Origin of the sequence: Sphingobium sp. SA2 (genome assembly GCF_032227065.1) — a bacterium.
In the GTDB taxonomy this organism is placed as follows: Bacteria; Pseudomonadota; Alphaproteobacteria; order Sphingomonadales; family Sphingomonadaceae; genus Sphingobium.
Genome location: NZ_JAPMXX010000006.1, coordinates 2351031 through 2370557, shown reverse-complemented (window position 1 = coordinate 2370557; position 19527 = coordinate 2351031). Strand labels below are relative to the sequence as shown.

The window sequence follows — 19527 nt, the reverse complement described above, 5'->3', positions numbered from 1 at the left end:
CGACAGGCTCAGGACGAACGGATTTAAAGTCATCATTATGCAGCATCCTCCACCGGGGGCATGTTGTGGCCGAGGAGGCGCAGCACGTCGGCGGCGCATTCCACGACATTGGAACCCGGTCCATAAATGCCCTGGACGCCCGCGTCACGGAGGAAGTCATAATCCTGGGGCGGGATGACGCCGCCTGCGATCACCTTGATGTCGTTGCGGCCCGCTTCACGCAGCTTGGCGATGAGGTCGGGGATCAGCGTCTTGTGGCCCGCCGCCAGAGACGACGCGCCCACGACATCGACGTCGCTTTCCAGCGCCAGCACCACGGTTTCCTCCGGCGTCTGGAACAGCGGTCCCGACACCACGTCGAAGCCCATGTCGCCGAATGCCGACGCGATCACGTTGGCGCCCCGGTCATGCCCATCCTGCCCCATCTTGGCGACGAGGAGTTTGGGTTTGCGACCGAGGCGCCGCTCGACGGCCTGCACGCCGTCAAGAACCTGTTGCCAGCGGCTGTCACCCGCATAAGGCGCGCTGTAGACGCCCTTTACCGGTGTCGGCTGCGTGCCGTAGCGATCGAAACTTTCCTCCATGGCGGAGGAAATTTCGCCCAGCGTCGCGCGGGCGCGGGCCGCCTCGACGGCAAGGGCGAGAAGATTATTGTCGAGACTGGAGGGCTTCGCCGCACCGTCGCGCAGCGCCTGCAAAGCGGCTTCACATGCGGCGCTGTCACGCTCCGCTTTCACCCGGTTGATGCGGACGATCTGGCCTTCGCGGACCTTGGCATTGTCGATGTCGAGCGTTTCGAGGAAGTCCTCGGTCGCCAGACGATATTTGTTGACACCAACGATCACGTCATCGCCGCGATCTACCCGCGCCTGACGGGCGGCGGCCGCGGTTTCGATCATCGCCTTGGGCCAACCTGCCGCCACGGCCTTGGCCATGCCGCCATCGGCCTGCACCTTTTCGATGATCGCCCAGGCTTCATCGACCAATTGCTGCGTCAGCGCTTCAACATAGTAGCTACCACCCAGCGGATCGACCACCTTGGTCATCCCCGTCTCTTCCTGGATCACGATCTGCGTATTGCGCGCGATCCGAGCAGAGAAATCGGTGGGGAGCGCGATGGCTTCATCGAGCGCATTGGTATGCAGCGATTGCGTGCCGCCCAGCATCGCGGCCATTGCTTCGATCGTGGTGCGCATGACGTTATTGTACGGGTCTTGCTCGGTCAGCGACACGCCGCTGGTCTGGCAATGAGTGCGCAGCATCTTGGACCGCTCATCCTTGGCACCCAGTTCCGTCATCGCCCGGTGCCACAGCACCCGTGCTGCGCGCAGCTTGGCGATCTCCATGAAGAAGTTCATGCCGATCGCGAAGAAAAAGCTCAGGCGTCCGGCGAACTTGTCGATGTCGAGGCCCGACGCGACGCCATATTTCACATATTCCATGCCGTCGGCGATGGTGAAGGCCAATTCCTGCACCTGCGTCGCGCCCGCTTCCTGCATATGATAGCCGGAAATGGAGATGCTGTTGAACTTGGGCATCTCACGCGACGTATAGCCGAAAATGTCGCTGATGATCCGCATCGAGGGTTCGGGCGGGTAGATATAGGTATTGCGGACCATGAACTCCTTGAGGATGTCGTTCTGGATGGTCCCGTCGAGCAATTTGCGGTCGACGCCCTGTTCTTCGCCCGCGACGATGAAGAAGGCGAGGATCGGGATCACCGCGCCGTTCATCGTCATGGAAACCGACATCTGGTCGAGCGGAATCCCGTCGAACAGGATCTTCATGTCGTCGATAGTGTCGATCGCCACGCCCGCCTTGCCGACATCGCCGGTTACGCGCGGATGGTCGCTGTCATAACCGCGATGTGTGGCAAGATCGAACGCGACGCTTAGCCCCTTCTGCCCGGCGGCGAGGTTACGGCGGTAAAAGGCGTTGGATTCCTCAGCCGTTGAAAAGCCCGCATATTGGCGAATGGTCCAGGGCCGCCCGGCATACATGGATGCCCGGACGCCGCGCGTGAAGGGCGCAAAGCCTGGCAAGCCCGGATCGACAGTCACGTCGTCGGCGGTGTAGAGCGGCTTGACCGCGATCCCTTCCGGGGTCGCCCAGGTCAAATCCTTGCCCTTCACTTCCTTGGCGGCAGCGGCGGCCCAGTCGTCCAGTGTCGGCTTGTCGGTCATTGTCATTCGATCCTGCTCCCTCCCCCTTGAGGGGGAGGATACGAAGGCTTGTCAGCTTGTCTGACTAGCCGAAGTTGGAGAGGGTGTTCGGCCCATCGGGTTTCGTACCCCTCTCCGCTGCGACTAAGGGTCTGCTGCGCAGCCCCAAGTCTCGCTGCTTCCCCCCGCCGAGGGGAGGTTTTCATGCCTAGTGCCCGCCCTTCGGCGTCTCCATAATCTCGGTCAGCACCCCGTTCATATCCTTGGGATGCACAAAGAAGATCGGCGTCCCATGCGCCCCGATCCGCGGCTCACCCAGCACCCGCGCGCCCTTTGCCTCGAACCAAGCCTTGGCTTCGAGAATGTCGGGCACTTCATAACACATATGATGCTGCCCCCCGGCCGGGTTCTTGGCGATGAAGGCAGTGATCGGCGAGCTTTCGTCGAACGGCTCGATCAACTCGATCTGCGTCCCCGCCGTGCCACCTTCACCCGGCGTATCGACAAAGCACACCTTCACCCCCTGCGCGGGAAGGTCGAACGGGTCGTGGATTGTCGTCGCCCCCATCACATCGCGATAATAAGCGATGCTCTTTTCCAAGCTGGGCGTAGCGACGCCGATATGGTTGAGACGGCCGAGTTTCATCATGCGTTCCTAAACTTCGTCATTCCCGCGCAGGCGGGAACCCATCTCCCACCCCATCCCAAGGCGCGAGGCCCGGAGATGGCTCCCCACCTTCGCGGGGATGACGGGCCTTAGTTAAAGCGGAATATTGTCGTGCTTCTTCCACGGATTCTCCAGCGCCTTGTTGCGCAGTTTCCGCAGGCCCAGCGCGATCCGCTTGCGCGTCGAATGCGGCTGGATCACCTCGTCGATGAAGCCCTTTGACGCGGCCACAAACGGGTTAGCGAAGCGCGCTTCATATTCTGCCGTGCGTTCGGCAATCTCGTCCGCCGTCTTGCCGCGGAAGATAATTTCGACCGCGCCCTTCGCGCCCATCACCGCGATTTCGGCGGTCGGCCAGGCATAGTTCAAATCGCCACGCAGATGCTTGGACGCCATCACGTCATAGGCGCCGCCATAGGCCTTGCGGGTGATGATGGTGATCTTGGGCACGGTCGCTTCGGCATAGGCGAACAGCAGTTTCGCGCCATGTTTGATGATGCCGTTGTGCTCTTGCGCGGTTCCCGGCAGGAAGCCCGGCACGTCCACCAACGTCACGATCGGAATTTCGAACGCATCGCAGAAACGGACGAAGCGCCCCGCCTTCTTGGATGAGTTGATGTCCAGTACGCCCGCCAGCACGAAGGGCTGGTTCGCGACGATACCGATCGTCCGCCCCTCGACCCGGCCGAAGCCGCAGATGATATTGCCTGCATGCGCTGGCTGCACTTCAAAGAAATCGCCCTCGTCCACGATCTTCTTGATCAGTTCGTGCATGTCATAGGGCTGGTTCGCGTTGGCGGGGATCAGCGTGTCGAGGCTCGGCTCGATCCGGTCCCACGGGTCCGCGCTCGGCCGCTCCGGCACCGGCTCCTTGTTCGACGCGGGCAGGAAGTCGACGAAATCGCGCACCGCCAACAGTGCCTCGATATCATTCTCGAACGCCACGTCCGCCACGCCCGACTTGGTCGTGTGCGTCACCGCGCCGCCCAGTTCCTCCTGCGTCACTACCTCGTTCGTCACCGTCTTTACCACGTCCGGGCCAGTCACGAACATGAAACTGCTATCCTTCACCATGAAGATGAAGTCGGTCATGGCCGGCGAATAAACCGCGCCGCCCGCGCACGGCCCCATGATGACGCTGATCTGCGGCACCACGCCGCTGGCCAGTACATTGCGCTGAAAAATCTCGGCATAACCGGCGAGCGAAGCCACGCCCTCCTGAATCCGCGCACCGCCGCTATCGTTCAGCCCGATCACCGGCGCGCCGACCTTCAGCGCCATGTCCATGATCTTGCAGATTTTCATCGCGTGTCGTTCGGACACCGCGCCGCCATAGACGGTGAAGTCCTGGCTGAACAGGAACACCAGCCGCCCGTTGATCGTGCCCGATCCGGTGACCACGCCATCGCCGGGGATATGCGCTTCATCCATGCCGAAATCGACGCAATTATGCTCGACATACATGTCCAGCTCTTCAAAGCTGTCCTCGTCCAGCAACACCTCGATCCGCTCGCGTGCGGTCAGCTTGCCCTTACCATGCTGGGCATCAATGCGGCGCTGACCGCCGCCCATGCGCGCACCTTCGCGCTTGGCTTCAAGCTGTTCGATAATGGCGAGCTTCGACATAGGCATATCTCTCCGGTCATTGCGCGGACGTCTTATAGCGCTCTGTCCCAAGCTTTGCGACTTTTCGCAAATGTAAATTTGCTAATTTGCAAATCACGACTTCGCAAATTAGTGTCGAACACCCCACCATCCGTTCGTTTCGAGCGAAGTCGAGAAACGGGCGTACAGGTTTCTCGACTTCGCTCGAAACGAACGGCGGTTGGGAGCTACTGAGGAGGGAACGCAGACATGGCACGCGGCAATCGTATCTTTGCAGGACCAAGGCTACGCCAGTTGCGCCTCGACCATCGCATGGACCAGGCGACGATGGCGCAGGCGTTGAGTATATCCGTGTCCTACCTCTCCCAGATGGAGAATGATGACCGCCCCCTGACCGCCAAGGTCAAGGCCGCACTCGCCAATGCCTTTCCGACCGACTGGGCCAGCTTCGACGCACGCGAGGATGAGCAGATGCTGGGCGCCTTCACTTTCGCGCTCAGCCATCCCGAATTACCTGGTGTCGCGCTGGAGCCGGAGCGGATCGAGAAATTGCATCTGCAATTCCCAGAATTCGCGGCGCGCTATCTCGACCTCTATAATGCGCATCTGCGGGCGAACGAGCGGATCAACATGATCGAGGAAGCGATCGCCAATGACAGCACGGTGCAGGCGCGGCTGCCGTGGGAGGCGGCGCGCGACTGGTTTCATGAGGCGGGCAATTATGTCCACAGTATCGATTGCCTGGCCGAAGATATGGCCGCCAGCTTCACCGCGGGGCAGACCTTGGACGAAGGTATGTTGGTCGAAGCGCTGGCGCGGCGGCATGGCATCGAAACGCTGATCGCCGACACGCCCGACAGCGCGCTGCGATCCTATACCAGCAGCACCAAGCGGCTGTTCGTCAACGCGGCGCTGCCGACCGAGAGCCGCAAATTCATGCTGGCGCACCAGCTCATGATGCTGGAGGGGCAGGCCGTTATCGCCGATGTGGTGAGCAAGGCGGGGCTGCCCGTCACCGGCGCGGATCGGCTTTTGGCAATCGGCCTCGGCAATTATGCGGCAGGCGCGCTGCTGATGCCCTATGCCGCCTTCCGCGAAGCCGCCCGCACGATGCGCCACGACATCGACCGGCTCGCCCGCACCTTCGGCGTGAGTTTCGAGCAGGCCTGCCACCGGCTTTCGACGCTTCAGCGACCGGGGCTGCGCGGCATCCCCTTCTTCTTCTGCCGCGTCGACATGGCGGGCAATATCACCAAGCGGCACAGCGCCACCCGCTTGCAGTTCGCGCGGTTTGGCGGCGCTTGCCCTTTATGGAACGTGCATGAGGCAGTCGCGATTCCCGACCGGATCAACGTGCAACTGGGCGAAACGCCCGACGGCGTGCGCTACGTCTCCATGGCCAAGGGGCTGGTAAAGCCATCGGGCAGCTACAGCCGGACGCCGCGCCGCTTTGCCGTGGTACTGGGGTGCGAGACGGCGCATGCGGCGAACTTCGTCTATGCCGACGGGCTGCAACTGGACGTCGAAGGCGCAGCGACGCCGATCGGCATCACCTGTCGCCTCTGTTCGCGCCAAAGCTGCGACCAGCGCGCCTTTCCGCCCGCCGATCGGCCGATCCATGTCGACCCGGATAATCGGCAGATCGTTCCTTACTGGATTGGGTAAGCGATAGGGTTAGGGCTTCGTGCCTTGGCCATCGTGCAGTTTCGCCCACAGGCCCGCCGTGCCCGCTTCCTGCGCCTTCATCGTGAACTGCGCGGCGACCAGCCACCCCTTGATCGGGCGCATGGGCAATATGGTGGTCAGGATCAGCACCGGCACGCCAACGGCCAGATGCACCCACACGCCCGGTCGCGCCATGATTTCGAGCATGATGATGAAGATGACGCCGGGCACGCAGGCGAATAATTGCACGAACACGGCCGGGCCATCGGCAGGGTCCGCAAAGCTGTAATTGAGGCCACAGACTTCGCAATGATCGCGCATGGTCAGGAAGCCGTTGAAGATATGCCCTTCGCCGCAGCGGGGACAGCGGCCGAGCACACCCGTCTCATGCGCCGGGCGCTTGGGCCATTGGCGGCCGGTCTCGTCAACCCAATGGGCCTGGCTTTGCATGTCTGTCATGACGCTCCATGTGGCGCGTGCGAAGCGCATTGCAATTGGCCCTTTTGTCCTACCCCTTTGCGCGCCACTGGCCAAGGGGCGCACAAGGCGCTATCGCGCGCGCCAATCCTTCCGATCTTCAAAGGCAGTCAAATGGGTTTTCGTTGTGGTATCGTCGGTCTTCCCAATGTGGGCAAGTCCACCCTGTTCAACGCGCTGACGGAGACGCAGGCGGCGCAGGCGGCGAATTATCCCTTCTGCACGATCGAGCCGAACGAAGGGCGCGTGGCTGTGCCTGACCCTCGCCTGGAAACGATCGCCAAGATCGGCGGGTCTGCGAAGATTATTGAGACGCAATTGGCGTTCGTGGACATTGCGGGCCTTGTGCGTGGCGCGTCCAAGGGCGAAGGGCTGGGCAACCAGTTCCTGGCCAATATCCGCGAGACCGACGCGATCGTCCATGTGCTGCGCTGTTTCGAAGATGACGACATCACCCATGTCGAAAACAAAGTCGATCCGATCGCCGACGCGGAGACGGTTGAGACGGAATTGATGTTGGCCGACCTCGAAAGCCTGGAAAAGCGCGTTCCCAACCTGTTGAAAAAAGGCGCGCAGGGCGACAAGGAAGCCAAGGCGGCCGCTGCCGTTCTAACCCAGGCGCTCGACCTGCTACGCGACGGCAAACCCGCACGGCTGACGGCGCCGCGCGACGAGGAAGAAGCGCGGCTGTTTGCGCAGGCGCAATTGCTGACCGCCAAGCCCGTCCTCTATGTCTGCAATGTCGAGGAAGACAGCGCGTCGAGCGGCAACGCTCATTCGGCGCGTGTGTTCGAAAAGGCCGCGGCAGAAAACGCCAAGGCGGTGATCGTGTCTGCCGCGATCGAGGCCGAACTCGTCACCATGCCGGTCGAGGAACGGGCGGAATATCTCGAAGCGCTGGGCTTGGCCGAAGCCGGTCTCGCGCGGATCATCCGGGCCGGATATGAGCTGCTCGGCCTCATCACTTTCTTCACCGTGGGTCCGAAGGAAACGCGCGCCTGGACCGTGGCACGCGGATCGAAGGCGCCGCAGGCGGCGGGCGCGATCCATACCGATTTCGAAAAAGGCTTCATCCGCGCCGAAACCATGGCCTTTGACGATTATGTCCAGTTCAACGGCGAGACCGGCGCCAAGGAAGCGGGCAAATGGCGGTCGGAAGGCAAGGAATATGTCACGCAGGACGGCGACATCATGCTGTTCCGGTTCAACGTCTGACCTTTGGCGCTGCGCCCCGGCCCATCGCCTGCGCAGCGCAAGGCCGCCTTCCCGCCCAGCGTCGATGCGGACACGAGGCTGCTGATCCTGGGCAGCCTGCCCGGTGATGCGTCGATCCGGCAGGGGGAATATTATGCCCATCGCGGCAACGCCTTCTGGATGCTGATGGGGGACGTGCTGGGCGAGGATCTGCGCGGCCAACCCTATGCCATGCGGCTGAAGCGGTTGCGGGCACGGGGCGTCGGCCTATGGGATGTGATCGAAAGCGCGCAGCGTGAGGGGAGCCTTGACGGGGCCATTCGGGGGGCGGAAGTCCGCGATCTGGGGGCGTTCGTCGCGCGGCTACCAATGCTCGAAGCGATCGGCTTCAATGGCAAGACCGCCGCGATGCAGGGGCGGCGGCAGTTGGGTGACCGGCCGGGCCTGACGCTGATCGACCTCCCCTCCTCCAGCGGCGCCTATGCCAGCCTGTCGCGCGCGCAAAAGGCCGAGCGCTGGGCCGCCCTGCGGTCGTGGATTGCCCCACCTGCCGCTTAGTGTCACTTTACCGTCATGGCATCCCTGCTAAGCGCCATGCTTCAAAAGCCCCTAATCATAGAGTCGCCATGATCCCCCGTTCGATAGCCGTTGCCCTTTGCCTCGCCCTGTCCGGGGCGCTAGGCGCCTGCACTTCGGTCGAACAGCGTCCGGTCGTCGCTGCCCCGACAGAGGAACGCGCGCCGGTCACCATCCTGGTGTCGATCGACGGCTTTCACCCCGATTATTTGAAAAGGGGCGTGACGCCTGTCCTGTCCGGGCTGGCAGCGGGGGGCGTCGAAGCACCCATGCGCCCGTCCTTTCCGACCAAGACCTTCCCCAATCACTGGACCGTCGTGACGGGCAAGCGGCCCGATCATAATGGCATCGTCGCCAACAGCATGGAGGATGTCACCCGCCCCGATGAACGCTTCACCATGGCCAGCGACGATCCCTATTGGTGGAATGAGGCGGAACCAATCTGGGTGACGGCGGAGAAGGCCGGAGTGCGGACAGCGACCATGTTCTGGCCCGGCTCGAACGTAGCCTGGGGCGGCACGCGGATGCAGCAATGGCCCTATACGCTCGACGGCGGCACCCGCCCGACCGACTGGGCGCAGTTCAATCAACAGGTCAGTGGCACCCAGCGCGTCAACATGGTGCTGGACGTCCTTCGCCGCCCGGCCGCCATCCGCCCGCGCTTCGTCACCCTCTATTTCGACATCGTTGATACGGCCGGTCATATTTATGGACCGGATGCACCGGAAACCGCGCGCGCGGCAACAGAGGTGGACGGCCATATTCGTGACCTGATCGACGGTCTGAAGACTATGGGGCAGCCCGCCAATCTCGTCATCCTGTCCGATCACGGCATGGCCGCCAGCGCCAGCGACCGGGTGGTGATATTGGACAAGATCGCTGATCCGGCCGATTATCGCGTTGTCGAATCCGGTCCTTATGCCACGCTGGCGGCACAGCCGGGACGCGAAAAGGCGCTGGAAGCCGCTTTGCTCAAGCCCCACGCCCATATGCAATGCTGGCGCAAGGAAGCCATGCCCGCCCGTTTCCATTATGGCACCCATCGGCGCATCCCGCCCTATTTCTGCCTGGGCGAAACCGGTTGGGAGATACAGGCGACGACCCCGACCCGCGCCGTGACTGGCGGCAGCCATGGCTGGGATGATCAGGCACCCGAAATGCGCGCGCTGTTCATCGCCCATGGTCCGGCCTTCGCGGCGGGCACGCAGCCGGCGCGCGATTTCGCCAATGTCGATGTCTATCCCCTGCTCGCGCGTCTGATCGGCCTTGCGCCGATGCCCGGCGACGGTGATCCGGCCGCGCTCGCCCCCATACTCGCACACTGACCTTCCTTCAGGACATTTGCCATGCTGACCCGTCGCCAGATATTGACCGCCGCCGCCACTGCACCCGCCATCGGCGCACCCGCTTTGTTGCAGGCGCAAAGCTGGTATGCGGGCTATCCCTTTTCGCTGGGGGTGACGTCGGGTGATCCGGCGGCGGATGGCTTTGTCATCTGGACCAAGCTGGCACCCAAGCCGTTCGAGCCGCATGGCGGTATGCCGACGGTGCCGCTGCCGGTGAAGTGGGAAGTCGCCAGCGACGATCGCTTCAAGACGATCGTGGCGTCAGGCGAAGCGACCGCGCGGCCTGAATTGGCGCACAGCGTCCATGTCGAGGTCGCGGGGTTGCAGCCTGACCGGCCCTATTGGTATCGCTTCACGCTGGCAGGCGACCAGTCGCCGCGCGGCCGGGCACGGACGTTGCCGCTGGCCTCGACCAGCCCCAAGGCGCTGAAATTCGGTGTCGCCGGGTGCCAAAATTATGAGGACGGGCTGTTCACCGCCTTTCGCCATCTGGCGCGCGAGGATGACCTTGCCTTCATCTATCATTATGGCGACTTCATCTACGAATATAAGAAGCGCGGACCGAACTATGACAAAGACGGCCTGCCGGAGGCGCAGGTGCGCCAGCATATCGGCCAGGATTGCATCGACGTCGTCGACTATCGGCTCCGCTACGCCCAATATCTGAGCGATTACGACCTGCAAGCGGCACGCGCCCGGCACACATGGTTCCCGACGTTCGACGATCATGAGATCGACAATAATTGGGTCCAGGATTTCGCCGGCAAGGGGAACAGCCCCGCTGAAATCTTCCGCCTGCGCCGCCAGGCCGGACTGCAGGCCTGGTATGAATTTATGCCTGTGCGCGCGGCGATGATGCCGCGCAACGGCCTCATCACCAACGCCTATCGCGAAGCGCGGTTCGGCGATCTGCTGTCGATCGACTTTCTCGACACCCGCTCCTTCCGCACCGATCAGCCGTGCGACGATGGGTTCAAACCCTATTGCCCCGGCATCGACGACAGCAAGGCGATGGTCATTTCCGCCGAGGAGGAAGGCTGGCTGGTGCGCAACATGACGCGGGGCCAGACGAAGTGGAATTGCGTGGCGCAACAGATCATGATGATGTCGCTCGACCGCCGCCGCTATGCCGACGAGACCCAGAAAATCTACAATATCGACACTTGGGCCGCCTATACGGCGCAGCGCAGCCGATTGCTTGCCAAGATGCGTGGTCTCGATAATGTCGTGGTGCTGACCGGCGACGAGCATCAGAATTTCGCGGGGCTGCTCGACAATGGCGACAAGACCGTGGCGGTTGAGTTCGTGTCCACCTCCATCTCGTCGGGCGGCGACGGGTCGAACCTGCGCACCGGCAGCGACATCATGCTGAAGAACAACACCGAGCTGAAATTCATCAACGACCAGCGCGGCTATCTGGTCTGCGAAGTCACGCCCGACGCCTGGACGACGCAGGCGCGCGTGATGGACCAGGTATCGACGCCGGGCGGCACGATCAGCACGCGCGCGACGATGACTGTGCCGCGCGGCCAGCCGTCGCTGCAGATCAGCTGACATTGACGTAAACGTAAGGAGTGATAGAACGGTATCCATTGCAAAAAGGATAGGCATGGCGATGGATGACATTCTCTATTTCGAAGACATAGAGGTCGGCGACAGCTTCGCCTTCGGGCCGCTGACGGTCAGCCGCGAGGAAACGATCGCCTTCGCTGCCGAGTTCGACGCCCAGCCCTTCCACCTGTCTGACGAGGCCGCAGCGACCACCCATTTCGGCACTTTATCGGCCAGCGGGTGGCACACCACCGCGCTGTTCATGAAAATGTTCGTGACCGAAATGCAGAGGAATCCGGGGCGCCAGGCCGCAAGCCTGGGCGCGATCGGCGTCGATGAGCTACGCTGGCTCCGCCCACTGCGCCCCGGCGACACGCTGCGCGGGACAAGCGAAGTGATCGACAAAAAGGCATCGAAAAGCCGCCCGGAAATGGGGATCGTGCGCAACAAAGTGACGATCCTCAACCAGGACGATCAGCCAGTTCTAACCATGATACCGATCGCGATGTGGCGCACGCGGCCGGTGTGATTACGGACTGACTTCTTCGGATCATTTCCGCCCAAACAGCTTCTCGATATCGCCATGGCCCAGCTTTACCCATGTCGGCCTTCCATGGTTGCACTGGCCTGACCGGGGCGTCACTTCCATCTCCCTGAGCAGTGCGTTCATTTCCGCGACGCTCAGCACGCGGCCTGCGCGGACTGATCCGTGGCAGGCCATGGTTGCAGCGACGAGATCGAGCCGTTCTTTCAACGACAGGGCGCTGTCATAGGCGGCGAGGTCGTCGGCGAGATCAGTGACCAAACCCTGCACATCTGACTGGCCTAGCATCGCCGGGACCGTGCGGACCAGCATGGCGGACGGGCCAAAGCGTTCCAGTTCCAGCCCGAAGTCTCGCAGTTCTGCCACGCGAGCCTCAAGACGGTCGCAGGCTGGCTCTTCCAGTTCGACGACTTCGGGCAGCAGCAGCGCTTGGCTGGCAACCCCCTGCCCTTCCATCGCCCGACGCATCCGTTCCAGCGTCAGCCGTTCATGCGCGGCATGTTGATCGACGATGACGAGGCCATCCTCCGCCTCTGCCACGATATAGGTGCGCGCCACCTGCCCGCGCGCGACGCCGAGCGGGAAGCTCTGCCCTTCAGGCGCCGGAGCCGCAGCCGGTTCGGCACGGGCCTGGGGTGGCGGGGTCAGGAAACTCGACCGCCGGTCGCTGAAAGATGTTGAAGCCAACGGATTATAACTGACCGATACGGCGTCGAAAATCGGCATCGCGCCGATCGGTGTTGGCGAGACAGGCTCCGGGCGCCAGGCGGACAGCGCGGCGGGATCGGCGTTCTGGACCGCGCGAAAACCCTCCGCATCGAGCGCACGGCGCAGGCCTGATACGATCATGCCTCGGATCATCGTAGGATCGCGGAAGCGGACTTCCGTCTTGGCCGGGTGGACATTGACGTCCACATCGAGCGGCGGCACGTCGAGAAACAGGGCGACCACGGGATGCCGGTCCCGCGCCAGCATGTCGGCATAGGCCCCGCGCAGCGCGCCGATCAGCAACCGGTCCTTTACCGGACGTCCATTGACGAACAGATATTGATGATCGCCCACGCCGCGATTGTAGGTGGGGATGGAGGCAACGCCGGACAGGCGCACGCCTTCGCGTTCCAGGCTGACGATCACATGATTGTCGGCCAAGGCCCGATCGGTGAGCGCAGCGACCCGTTCCTCCCGCGCTTCGCCCGCTTGCACGCCCAGCGTCCGGCGGCCATCATGTTCGAGTGCGAACGCAACGGCGGGATGTGCCATTGCGAGACGGCGAACGATGTCGAGACAGGCGGCATATTCGGCCTTGGCCGAGCGCAGGAATTTGCGCCGGGCGGGCACTTTGGCGAAGAGTTGCTCGACGGTGACGCGTGTGCCGGGGGGCAGCGCCGCCGGCCCTTCGGCGACTAGCTGGCCATTATCGACGGTGCGGCTCCACCCGTCCGCACCCGCAACCCGGCTGTCGATGGTCAGCCGCGCAACGCTGGCGATCGACGGCAGCGCCTCCCCCCGGAAACCGAGAGTGGCCACATTTTCAATGGCATCGTCGTCCGGCATCTTCGACGTGGCATGGCGTTCCAGCGCCAGCACCATGTCCGCCGAATCCATGCCGCAGCCATCATCGCTCACCTCGATCCGGTCCAGCCCCCCGCCCGACAGGCGGATGGCGAGCCGAGTCGCGCCCGCGTCCAAAGCGTTTTCGACGATTTCCTTGAGCGCGCTGGCGGGTCTTTCGACCACTTCACCGGCAGCGATACGATTGACCAGATGTTCGGGCAGGCGGCGTATTGACATTGATTAGGGACTAGCCCAATCGGTCGCTTTCCGCGAGCCACCATCCTGATTTTTTTGCACTGCAAGGCGCAATAAGCGACGGACATACAGGCAGATGGAACAGCTTTCCGACCGGTCCCCCAGTCGCGTCGCGGGGACGGCGGGCGATACAGGATAAGGCATGTCGATCTTCTCGCGTCTCTTCAAATTCACCTCGCAGGATATGGCCATCGACCTCGGCACTGCCAATACGGTGGTCTATGTGCGCGGTCGCGGCATCGTATTGAACGAGCCGTCAGTGGTAGCCGTGGAAACGATCAACGGCGTCAAGCGGGTGAAGGCGGTTGGCGTCGACGCCAAGCTGATGATGGGCAAGACCCCGGACTCGATCGAGGCCATCCGGCCGTTGCGCGACGGTGTGATCGCCGACATCGACGTCGCCGAACAGATGATCAAGCATTTCATCACCAAGGTCCATGGCGGCAAGCATAGCCCCTGGCGCGCGCCGGAGATCGTGATCTGCGTGCCGTCGGGTTCGACCAGCGTCGAACGCCGCGCCATCCGTGACGCCGCCAGCAATGCCGGCGCGCGCCAGGTGTTCCTAATCGAGGAACCGATGGCCGCCGCAATCGGCGCCGACATGCCGGTGACCGAGCCGATCGGTTCGATGGTCGTCGATATTGGTGGTGGTACGACCGAAGTCGCGGTGCTATCTCTGCGTGGCCTCGCTTACACCACCAGCGTCCGCGTGGGTGGTGACAAGATGGACGAAGCGATCGTCTCCTTCGTGCGTCGTCATCATAATTTGCTGATCGGCGAAGCCACCGCCGAGCGCATCAAGAAGCAATATGGCATCGCCCAGTCGCCCGCCGATGGCGTTGGTGAGACGATCCATATCAAGGGTCGCGACCTGGTGAATGGCGTGCCCAAGGAAATCAGCATTAATCAGGGTCAGATCGCCGACGCGCTGGCCGAACCGATCAGCACGATCGTCGAAGGCGTGCGGATCGCGCTCGAAAACACCGCGCCCGAACTGGCGGCTGATATCGTCGATCAGGGCATCGTCCTCACCGGCGGCGGCGCGCTGCTCAAGGGGCTGGACGATGAATTGCGCGACGAAACCGGCCTGCCGGTGACGATTGCCGAAGATCCGCTGACCTGCGTCGCGATCGGCACTGGCCGCGCTATGGAAGATCCGATGTTCCGAGGCGTCTTGCAAACCGCCTGATCCGACGGGCTTTTTCGAAAGGGACGCGTAGATGGCGCGGCCACCCAGCCTACGCCCCGGCATCAACCGAAGGGCGCAATATAGCCTGTTCTTCGGCTATGTCGTGGCGGTCGGCGGCGCTGCGGCCGCCCTGCTGCTGGTCGTGGTCGCCATATTCGATCCCACCGGCTTTGCTGGCCTGCGCACCGCGACGGCGGAACTGACCCGACCGCTCTCATCGGGCCTGCGCAATATGGTCAGCGGCGTCAGCTCGGTGGACGAGGTGCTGGCCTCCTATTGGCGGGCGGGATCGCAGAATGTCGCGCTGCGGCGGCAGGTGGAGGCCGATCGCAATCGCATCATCGAAGCAAAGGCGATCGCCCAGGAAAATGCCCGGCTCAAGAAGTTGCTGCGTCTGGTCGATGCCGACCAGAGCAGCCTATTGACCGCGCGGCTCATCAGTTCTTCGTCCAGCAGCGCGCGTCGTTTCGCGCGGCTCAATGCCGGGCGCTGGCAGAGCGTGCGGCCTGGTATGCCGGTGCGCGCCGCCGAAGGGTTGATCGGCCGTGTCCACAGCACCACGCCCAACACCGCCGAAGTCTTGTTGCTGACCGACACCGGCAATATCGTGCCGGTCCGCCGCGCGAATGACAGCGTGCCCGCCATTTCCACCGGGGCGGGTGACGGATCGGTGGAGATCCGCGCACTGTCCGCCGGACGCAATCCGTTCAAGCCGGGCGACCTCCTGGTCACATCCGGCATCGGTGGCATCTATCAGCCCAATATTCCGGTCGCGGTGGTCGTGCGGGTCCAGGGTGAGATCGCCTGGGGCTTCCCCCTCGCCAATCCCTCGCGCGTCGATGCCGTGGTGGTCGAACGCCCGTTCGAGGATGTCGTGACCCGGCCCGATCCCGCCGCCGAAGCCCTGCCGCCGGAGGACGCCGCAGCCAGCAGCACGGCCGCGCCATGATCGATCGCCATCTTCGCCATGTGTCGCGCCTGGGCAAACATCCATCGCGTTTCCGCTTGGCCGGGACGCCGGTGGTAACGGTGATGGTCGGGTCGCTGGCGGCCGCGCTGCCGCTGATCGCACAGTCGCCGGTCATGCCGCCCTTTGGCCTGTTGTTGCTCTTGTCCTGGCGCTTGCTGCGCCCTGAACTGTGGCGCGCCTGGATCGGCCTGCCGCTTGGCCTGTTCGACGACATGGTCAGCGGCCAGCCGATCGGATCGGCCATGTTCCTGTGGACGGTGACGCTGCTGATGATCGATGCGGTCGAACATCGCATGGTGTGGCGCAGTTATCGGCAGGACTGGTTAATTGCGGCCATCGCCCTTATCTTCTGCATCGCCACTGGTCTGTTTTTCGCGCGGATTACAGGTGGCGGCGAAGTGAGGTTGCTGTTGGTCGCGCCGCAGATGCTCTGGACGATATTATTATTCCCCTTCGTCGTCCGGCAATGCGCCCGGATCGACCGCTGGCGCGTGATGGCATGAAATTTCCCCTGCTCAAGCCCAAGAGCGTCACCGAAGCCAGCCAGACCTTCACCTTTTCGCGACGGACGATGGTGTTGGGGGCGATACAGGGTGGCATCGGCGCGATGCTGGCAGCGCGCATGGCTTGGATCAGCGTCGCGGAAAATGAAAAATATGCGATGCTGTCGGAAAGCAATCGCGTCAATCTGACGCTCATTCCGCCGCGTCGGGGCTGGATCATAGACCGCAACGGCCGTCCGCTCGCCAATAATCGCACCGATTTTCGCGTCGATCTCATCCCGCAACGGGTGGTCGATGCCGAAGGCACGATCCGCCACCTGGCCCAATTGCTCAGCCTGGAATCGGACGAGGTCGAGCGTATTCGCGAGGAACTGGACAAGTCGGCGCGTTTCCGCCCCGTTCAGGTATCCGACAAGCTGACCTACGAGCAATATGCCGCGGTCAGCGTCCGCCTGCCCGACTTGCCCGGCGTCGCGCCCAGCCAGGGTTTTTCGCGCTATTATCCGGCCGGCTCCACTGTCGGTCATTTGCTGGGCTATGTCGGTCCCGCGACGGCGGAGGATTATAAGGAACGGCGCGATCCGCTGCTGATCACACCGGGATTCAAGGTCGGCAAGGACGGGCTGGAAAAGGCGTTCGACCAGCATCTGACCGGTAAGCCCGGTGCCAAGCGGGTGGAAGTGACCGCGCGTGGCAAGATCGTGCGAGAACTGACCACCCGCCCCGACATGCCGGGCAATCCGATCAAACTGACGATCGATGCAGGCTTGCAGGAATATGCGGGCCGTCGTCTCGCGACCCAAAGCGGGTCGGTGGTCGTGATCGACTGCGCCAATGGCGACGTGCTGGCGATGGCGTCGATGCCCAGTTTCGACCCCAACAGCTTTTCCGACGGCATCAGCCAGTTGGAATGGGCGATGCTGTCGCAGGACGATCATGTGCCGCTGCGCAACAAGACGTTGCAGGGTCTCTATCCCCCAGGATCGACCGTCAAGCCGATGGTGGCGCTGGCGCTGCTGGAGGCCGGCGTAGGCCCGCAGGAGACGGTGGGGTGTTCCGGTGCCATCCGGGTCGGCAACACGCTGTTCCACTGCCACAAGCGGCGCGGCCATGGCTCGGTCAACATGCGGACGGCCATCGCCCAGAGCTGCGACATCTATTTCTATCAAATGGCCCAACGCGTCGGCATGAACCGCATTGCCGAAATGGCGCGGCGGTGCGGCATGGGCCAGCGCTTCGACCTGCCCTTCCCCAGCCAAAGCTATGGCACCGTGCCCGACCCGGCTTGGAAGGAAAAGAAATATGACCAGAAATGGCAGGTCTACGACACGGTGAATGCCACCATTGGTCAGGGCTACATGCTTATCAACCCGCTCCAGATGGCGGTGATGGCCGCGCGACTGGCGACGGGCAAGCAGTTGATGCCCAACTTCCTTCATGGTGCCAAACGCCCTGCCCCCGCCTCCGTGGGCGCATCCGAAGAGCATCTGGCCGTGATCCGCGACGCGATGAGCGCGGTGGTCAATGGCGGCGGTACGGGCGGCGCGGCGCGGATGGCCATTCCTGACGTGCTGATCGCGGGCAAGACCGGCACCGCGCAGGTCCGCCGCATCACCATGGCCGAGCGCGCAGGCGGGGTCCGGCGCGATGCATCGCTTGCCTTCAAGCTGCGCGACCATGCCCTGTTCCAGGGCTTCGCGCCGTTCGACAATCCGCGCTATGCCGTCGCCTGCATCATCGAACATGGCGGCCATATGATCCGCAACGAGGATGCGCCGATGATCGCCAGCGACACCCTCTCCTATTTATTCGATCCCAAGAAGGCGACGGAGAAGCTGGAAACGCTGGAAAAAGGCTGGGGCGGGACGCCGACCGAACGACAGGCGCGGCAGATGGCGGCTTTCCGTCTGGCGCGCGCGATCGAACGCGGCGAAGTGCCCCCGCCGATCGCCGACAATGGCAGCAATGCGGCTGAAGCGGACAATGGTGCTACCGCATCCCCCTCGCCCGCCAGCAATGAGAGCGACGCACCATGAGCCTCGTCCCGCAGCCACTGACCCAGTTTCCCTGGCGCGTCATGGCCTTGCTGCTCGCGATCGCCACATTCGGCACGCTGGTGCTCTACAGCGCGGCGGACGGCAATATCTTCCCCTGGGCCGTCAACCAGTCTGTGCGCTTCTGCATCTTCTCGGCCATGGCGCTGGTCCTCAGCCGCATTCCGATCGAGCTATTCTCGCGCTTCGCTTTTCCCGCCTATGGCAGCGTGCTGGTCGCCTTGGTCCTGGTCGAGTTGATCGGCGGGGTCAGGGGGGGCAGCCAGCGCTGGATCAACCTTGGCTTCATGCTGCTCCAGCCGTCGGAGTTCATGAAGCCGATCATCGTGCTGGCCGTCGCGCAATTCTACGCCAGGCTGCCTGTAGGAGAAATTCGCCGCTGGAACGCGATCTGGCCCGCCCTACTATTGATCGGCCTGCCTTGGTCGCTGGTACTGATCCAGCCGGATCTCGGCACCGCCACGATGATCCTGGCAGGCGGCGTGACGGTCATGTTCCTCGCCGGACTGCCGCTACGCCTGTTCGTCGGCTCTGGGCTGGCGCTGGCCGCGATCGTCCCGATCGCCTTCAGCTTCCTGCACGACTATCAGCAAAAGCGCGTCCTGATCTTCCTGGACCCTGAAAGCGATCCTCTGGGTGCCGGCTATCATATCAGCCAGTCGAAGATCGCGATCGGTTCCGGCGGCATCTGGGGCAAGGGCTTCCTGCAGGGCTCACAAAGCCATCTCGACTATCTGCCCGAAGGCCATACCGATTTCGTTTTCGCCACCATGGCGGAAGAATGGGGGCTGGTTGGCGGTATCGTCATGATCGGCGCCTTCATGCTGCTGTTCCGCTGGGGCCTGCGCGTGGCGATGCGGACCCCCGACAAATTCGCGCGCCTGGTCGCGGCGGGACTGACCACCACGATTTTCTTCTATGTCGCGATCAACCTGATGATGGTGATGGGCCTGGCACCGGTCGTCGGCATCCCCCTGCCCTTCATGTCCTACGGCGGGTCGTCGATGCTGACGGTCATGTTGTGCGTGGGCATCATCATGGCCATCGACCGCAGCAACCGCCGCAGCAGCGGTCATAGAAACTGGGCATAAGACCGGTGTGATGTCACGGCGCTGAAACTTTTTGCGCCGCAACGCAATTTAGGGTTTGCGAATCCGGTCGACGCTGCTAATTGCCCGCCCACGCCAACGGACACTGGCTCTTCCAGACAGTCCG

16 protein-coding genes are annotated in these 19527 nt (G+C 63.0%); 11 read left to right on the top strand and 5 right to left on the bottom strand.

The genetic code is table 11. The features are described 5' to 3' along the window. Positions 1 to 35: 35 nt before the first annotated feature. The 3 genes from scpA to OVY48_RS19155 form a co-directional block, all read right to left on the bottom strand. On the bottom strand, positions 36 to 2183 hold the full coding sequence (scpA, locus tag OVY48_RS19165; RefSeq protein ID WP_313924038.1) for a methylmalonyl-CoA mutase: 2148 nt from the start codon (positions 2181 to 2183) through the stop codon (positions 36 to 38). A gap of 187 nt (positions 2184 to 2370) precedes the next feature. After that, on the bottom strand, positions 2371 to 2808 hold the full coding sequence (gene mce / locus OVY48_RS19160) for a methylmalonyl-CoA epimerase (RefSeq protein ID WP_313924848.1): 438 nt from the start codon (positions 2806 to 2808) through the stop codon (positions 2371 to 2373). A 114-nt stretch (positions 2809 to 2922) separates the two neighbouring features. Further along, positions 2923 to 4455, bottom strand: a complete 1533-nt coding sequence (locus OVY48_RS19155) for an acyl-CoA carboxylase subunit beta (protein WP_313924036.1) — start codon at positions 4453 to 4455, stop codon at positions 2923 to 2925. 228 nt (positions 4456 to 4683) lie between these two features. Between OVY48_RS19155 and OVY48_RS19150 the strand changes: the two genes are divergently transcribed. Next, a complete protein-coding gene (locus tag OVY48_RS19150; protein ID WP_313924034.1) occupies positions 4684 to 6099 on the top strand; it encodes a short-chain fatty acyl-CoA regulator family protein in 1416 nt (471 codons plus the stop codon). A 9-nt stretch (positions 6100 to 6108) separates the two neighbouring features. Here the strand turns inward: OVY48_RS19150 and OVY48_RS19145 are convergent, their stop codons facing one another. Continuing rightward, positions 6109 to 6549 (bottom strand): DUF983 domain-containing protein, encoded by a 441-nt coding sequence (locus tag OVY48_RS19145; protein ID WP_069066813.1) that lies wholly within the window; start codon positions 6547 to 6549, stop codon positions 6109 to 6111. A 141-nt stretch (positions 6550 to 6690) separates the two neighbouring features. Between OVY48_RS19145 and ychF the strand changes: the two genes are divergently transcribed. The 5 genes from ychF (at position 6691) to OVY48_RS19120 (ending at position 11772) form a co-directional block, all read left to right on the top strand. Then, the gene (ychF, locus tag OVY48_RS19140) at positions 6691 to 7791 is read left to right on the top strand and encodes a redox-regulated ATPase YchF (RefSeq protein ID WP_313924033.1); all 1101 of its coding nucleotides are present in this window, start codon (positions 6691 to 6693) and stop codon (positions 7789 to 7791) included. A gap of 3 nt (positions 7792 to 7794) precedes the next feature. Then, complete coding sequence (locus OVY48_RS19135; RefSeq protein ID WP_313924032.1) at positions 7795 to 8328, top strand: DNA-deoxyinosine glycosylase; 534 nt, start codon at positions 7795 to 7797, stop codon at positions 8326 to 8328. Positions 8329 to 8396: 68 nt separating this feature from the next. Next, positions 8397 to 9671, top strand: coding sequence for an ectonucleotide pyrophosphatase/phosphodiesterase (locus OVY48_RS19130; RefSeq protein WP_313924031.1), 1275 nt, complete (start codon positions 8397 to 8399; stop codon positions 9669 to 9671). A 21-nt stretch (positions 9672 to 9692) separates the two neighbouring features. Beyond that, the gene (locus tag OVY48_RS19125) at positions 9693 to 11246 is read left to right on the top strand and encodes an alkaline phosphatase D family protein (protein WP_313924030.1); all 1554 of its coding nucleotides are present in this window, start codon (positions 9693 to 9695) and stop codon (positions 11244 to 11246) included. Positions 11247 to 11307: 61 nt separating this feature from the next. Continuing rightward, on the top strand, positions 11308 to 11772 hold the full coding sequence (locus OVY48_RS19120) for a MaoC family dehydratase (protein ID WP_096060467.1): 465 nt from the start codon (positions 11308 to 11310) through the stop codon (positions 11770 to 11772). A 21-nt stretch (positions 11773 to 11793) separates the two neighbouring features. Here the strand turns inward: OVY48_RS19120 and mutL are convergent, their stop codons facing one another. Beyond that, positions 11794 to 13578, bottom strand: coding sequence for a DNA mismatch repair endonuclease MutL (gene mutL / locus OVY48_RS19115; protein ID WP_313924029.1), 1785 nt, complete (start codon positions 13576 to 13578; stop codon positions 11794 to 11796). Positions 13579 to 13738: 160 nt separating this feature from the next. Here mutL and OVY48_RS19110 point away from each other — a divergent pair, with 160 nt between their 5' ends. From OVY48_RS19110 to rodA, 5 genes are read left to right on the top strand one after another with little or no spacing between them, the layout of a single operon-like run. Continuing rightward, on the top strand, positions 13739 to 14785 hold the full coding sequence (locus tag OVY48_RS19110) for a rod shape-determining protein (RefSeq protein ID WP_313924028.1): 1047 nt from the start codon (positions 13739 to 13741) through the stop codon (positions 14783 to 14785). 31 nt (positions 14786 to 14816) lie between these two features. Next, positions 14817 to 15734 carry a rod shape-determining protein MreC gene (gene mreC, locus OVY48_RS19105; protein ID WP_313924027.1) on the top strand — a complete coding sequence of 306 codons (918 nt, stop codon included), beginning with the start codon at positions 14817 to 14819 and terminating at the stop codon, positions 15732 to 15734. Then, the gene (mreD, locus tag OVY48_RS19100; RefSeq protein WP_313924026.1) at positions 15731 to 16258 is read left to right on the top strand and encodes a rod shape-determining protein MreD; all 528 of its coding nucleotides are present in this window, start codon (positions 15731 to 15733) and stop codon (positions 16256 to 16258) included. Before mreC ends, mreD begins: the two co-directional genes overlap by 4 nt. After that, positions 16255 to 18294 carry a penicillin-binding protein 2 gene (mrdA, locus tag OVY48_RS19095; protein WP_313924025.1) on the top strand — a complete coding sequence of 680 codons (2040 nt, stop codon included), beginning with the start codon at positions 16255 to 16257 and terminating at the stop codon, positions 18292 to 18294. The genes mreD and mrdA overlap by 4 nt, the downstream gene beginning before the upstream one ends. Further along, on the top strand, positions 18291 to 19403 hold the full coding sequence (rodA, locus tag OVY48_RS19090; protein ID WP_096063479.1) for a rod shape-determining protein RodA: 1113 nt from the start codon (positions 18291 to 18293) through the stop codon (positions 19401 to 19403). The genes mrdA and rodA overlap by 4 nt, the downstream gene beginning before the upstream one ends. The last annotated feature ends 124 nt before the right edge of the window (positions 19404 to 19527 follow it).

Coding starts and splice junctions, on each gene's coding strand:
- scpA (WP_313924038.1), bottom strand. CDS start 2,183: ATGACCGACAAGCCGACACTGGACGACTGGGCCGCCGCTGCCGCCAAG.
- mce (WP_313924848.1), bottom strand. CDS start 2,808: ATGAAACTCGGCCGTCTCAACCATATCGGCGTCGCTACGCCCAGCTTG.
- OVY48_RS19155 (WP_313924036.1), bottom strand. CDS start 4,455: ATGTCGAAGCTCGCCATTATCGAACAGCTTGAAGCCAAGCGCGAAGGT.
- OVY48_RS19150 (WP_313924034.1), top strand. CDS start 4,684: ATGGCACGCGGCAATCGTATCTTTGCAGGACCAAGGCTACGCCAGTTG.
- OVY48_RS19145 (WP_069066813.1), bottom strand. CDS start 6,549: ATGCAAAGCCAGGCCCATTGGGTTGACGAGACCGGCCGCCAATGGCCC.
- ychF (WP_313924033.1), top strand. CDS start 6,691: ATGGGTTTTCGTTGTGGTATCGTCGGTCTTCCCAATGTGGGCAAGTCC.
- OVY48_RS19130 (WP_313924031.1), top strand. CDS start 8,397: ATGATCCCCCGTTCGATAGCCGTTGCCCTTTGCCTCGCCCTGTCCGGG.
- OVY48_RS19125 (WP_313924030.1), top strand. CDS start 9,693: ATGCTGACCCGTCGCCAGATATTGACCGCCGCCGCCACTGCACCCGCC.
- OVY48_RS19120 (WP_096060467.1), top strand. CDS start 11,308: ATGGATGACATTCTCTATTTCGAAGACATAGAGGTCGGCGACAGCTTC.
- mutL (WP_313924029.1), bottom strand. CDS start 13,578: ATGTCAATACGCCGCCTGCCCGAACATCTGGTCAATCGTATCGCTGCC.
- OVY48_RS19110 (WP_313924028.1), top strand. CDS start 13,739: ATGTCGATCTTCTCGCGTCTCTTCAAATTCACCTCGCAGGATATGGCC.
- mreC (WP_313924027.1), top strand. CDS start 14,817: ATGGCGCGGCCACCCAGCCTACGCCCCGGCATCAACCGAAGGGCGCAA.
- mreD (WP_313924026.1), top strand. CDS start 15,731: ATGATCGATCGCCATCTTCGCCATGTGTCGCGCCTGGGCAAACATCCA.
- mrdA (WP_313924025.1), top strand. CDS start 16,255: ATGAAATTTCCCCTGCTCAAGCCCAAGAGCGTCACCGAAGCCAGCCAG.
- rodA (WP_096063479.1), top strand. CDS start 18,291: ATGAGCCTCGTCCCGCAGCCACTGACCCAGTTTCCCTGGCGCGTCATG.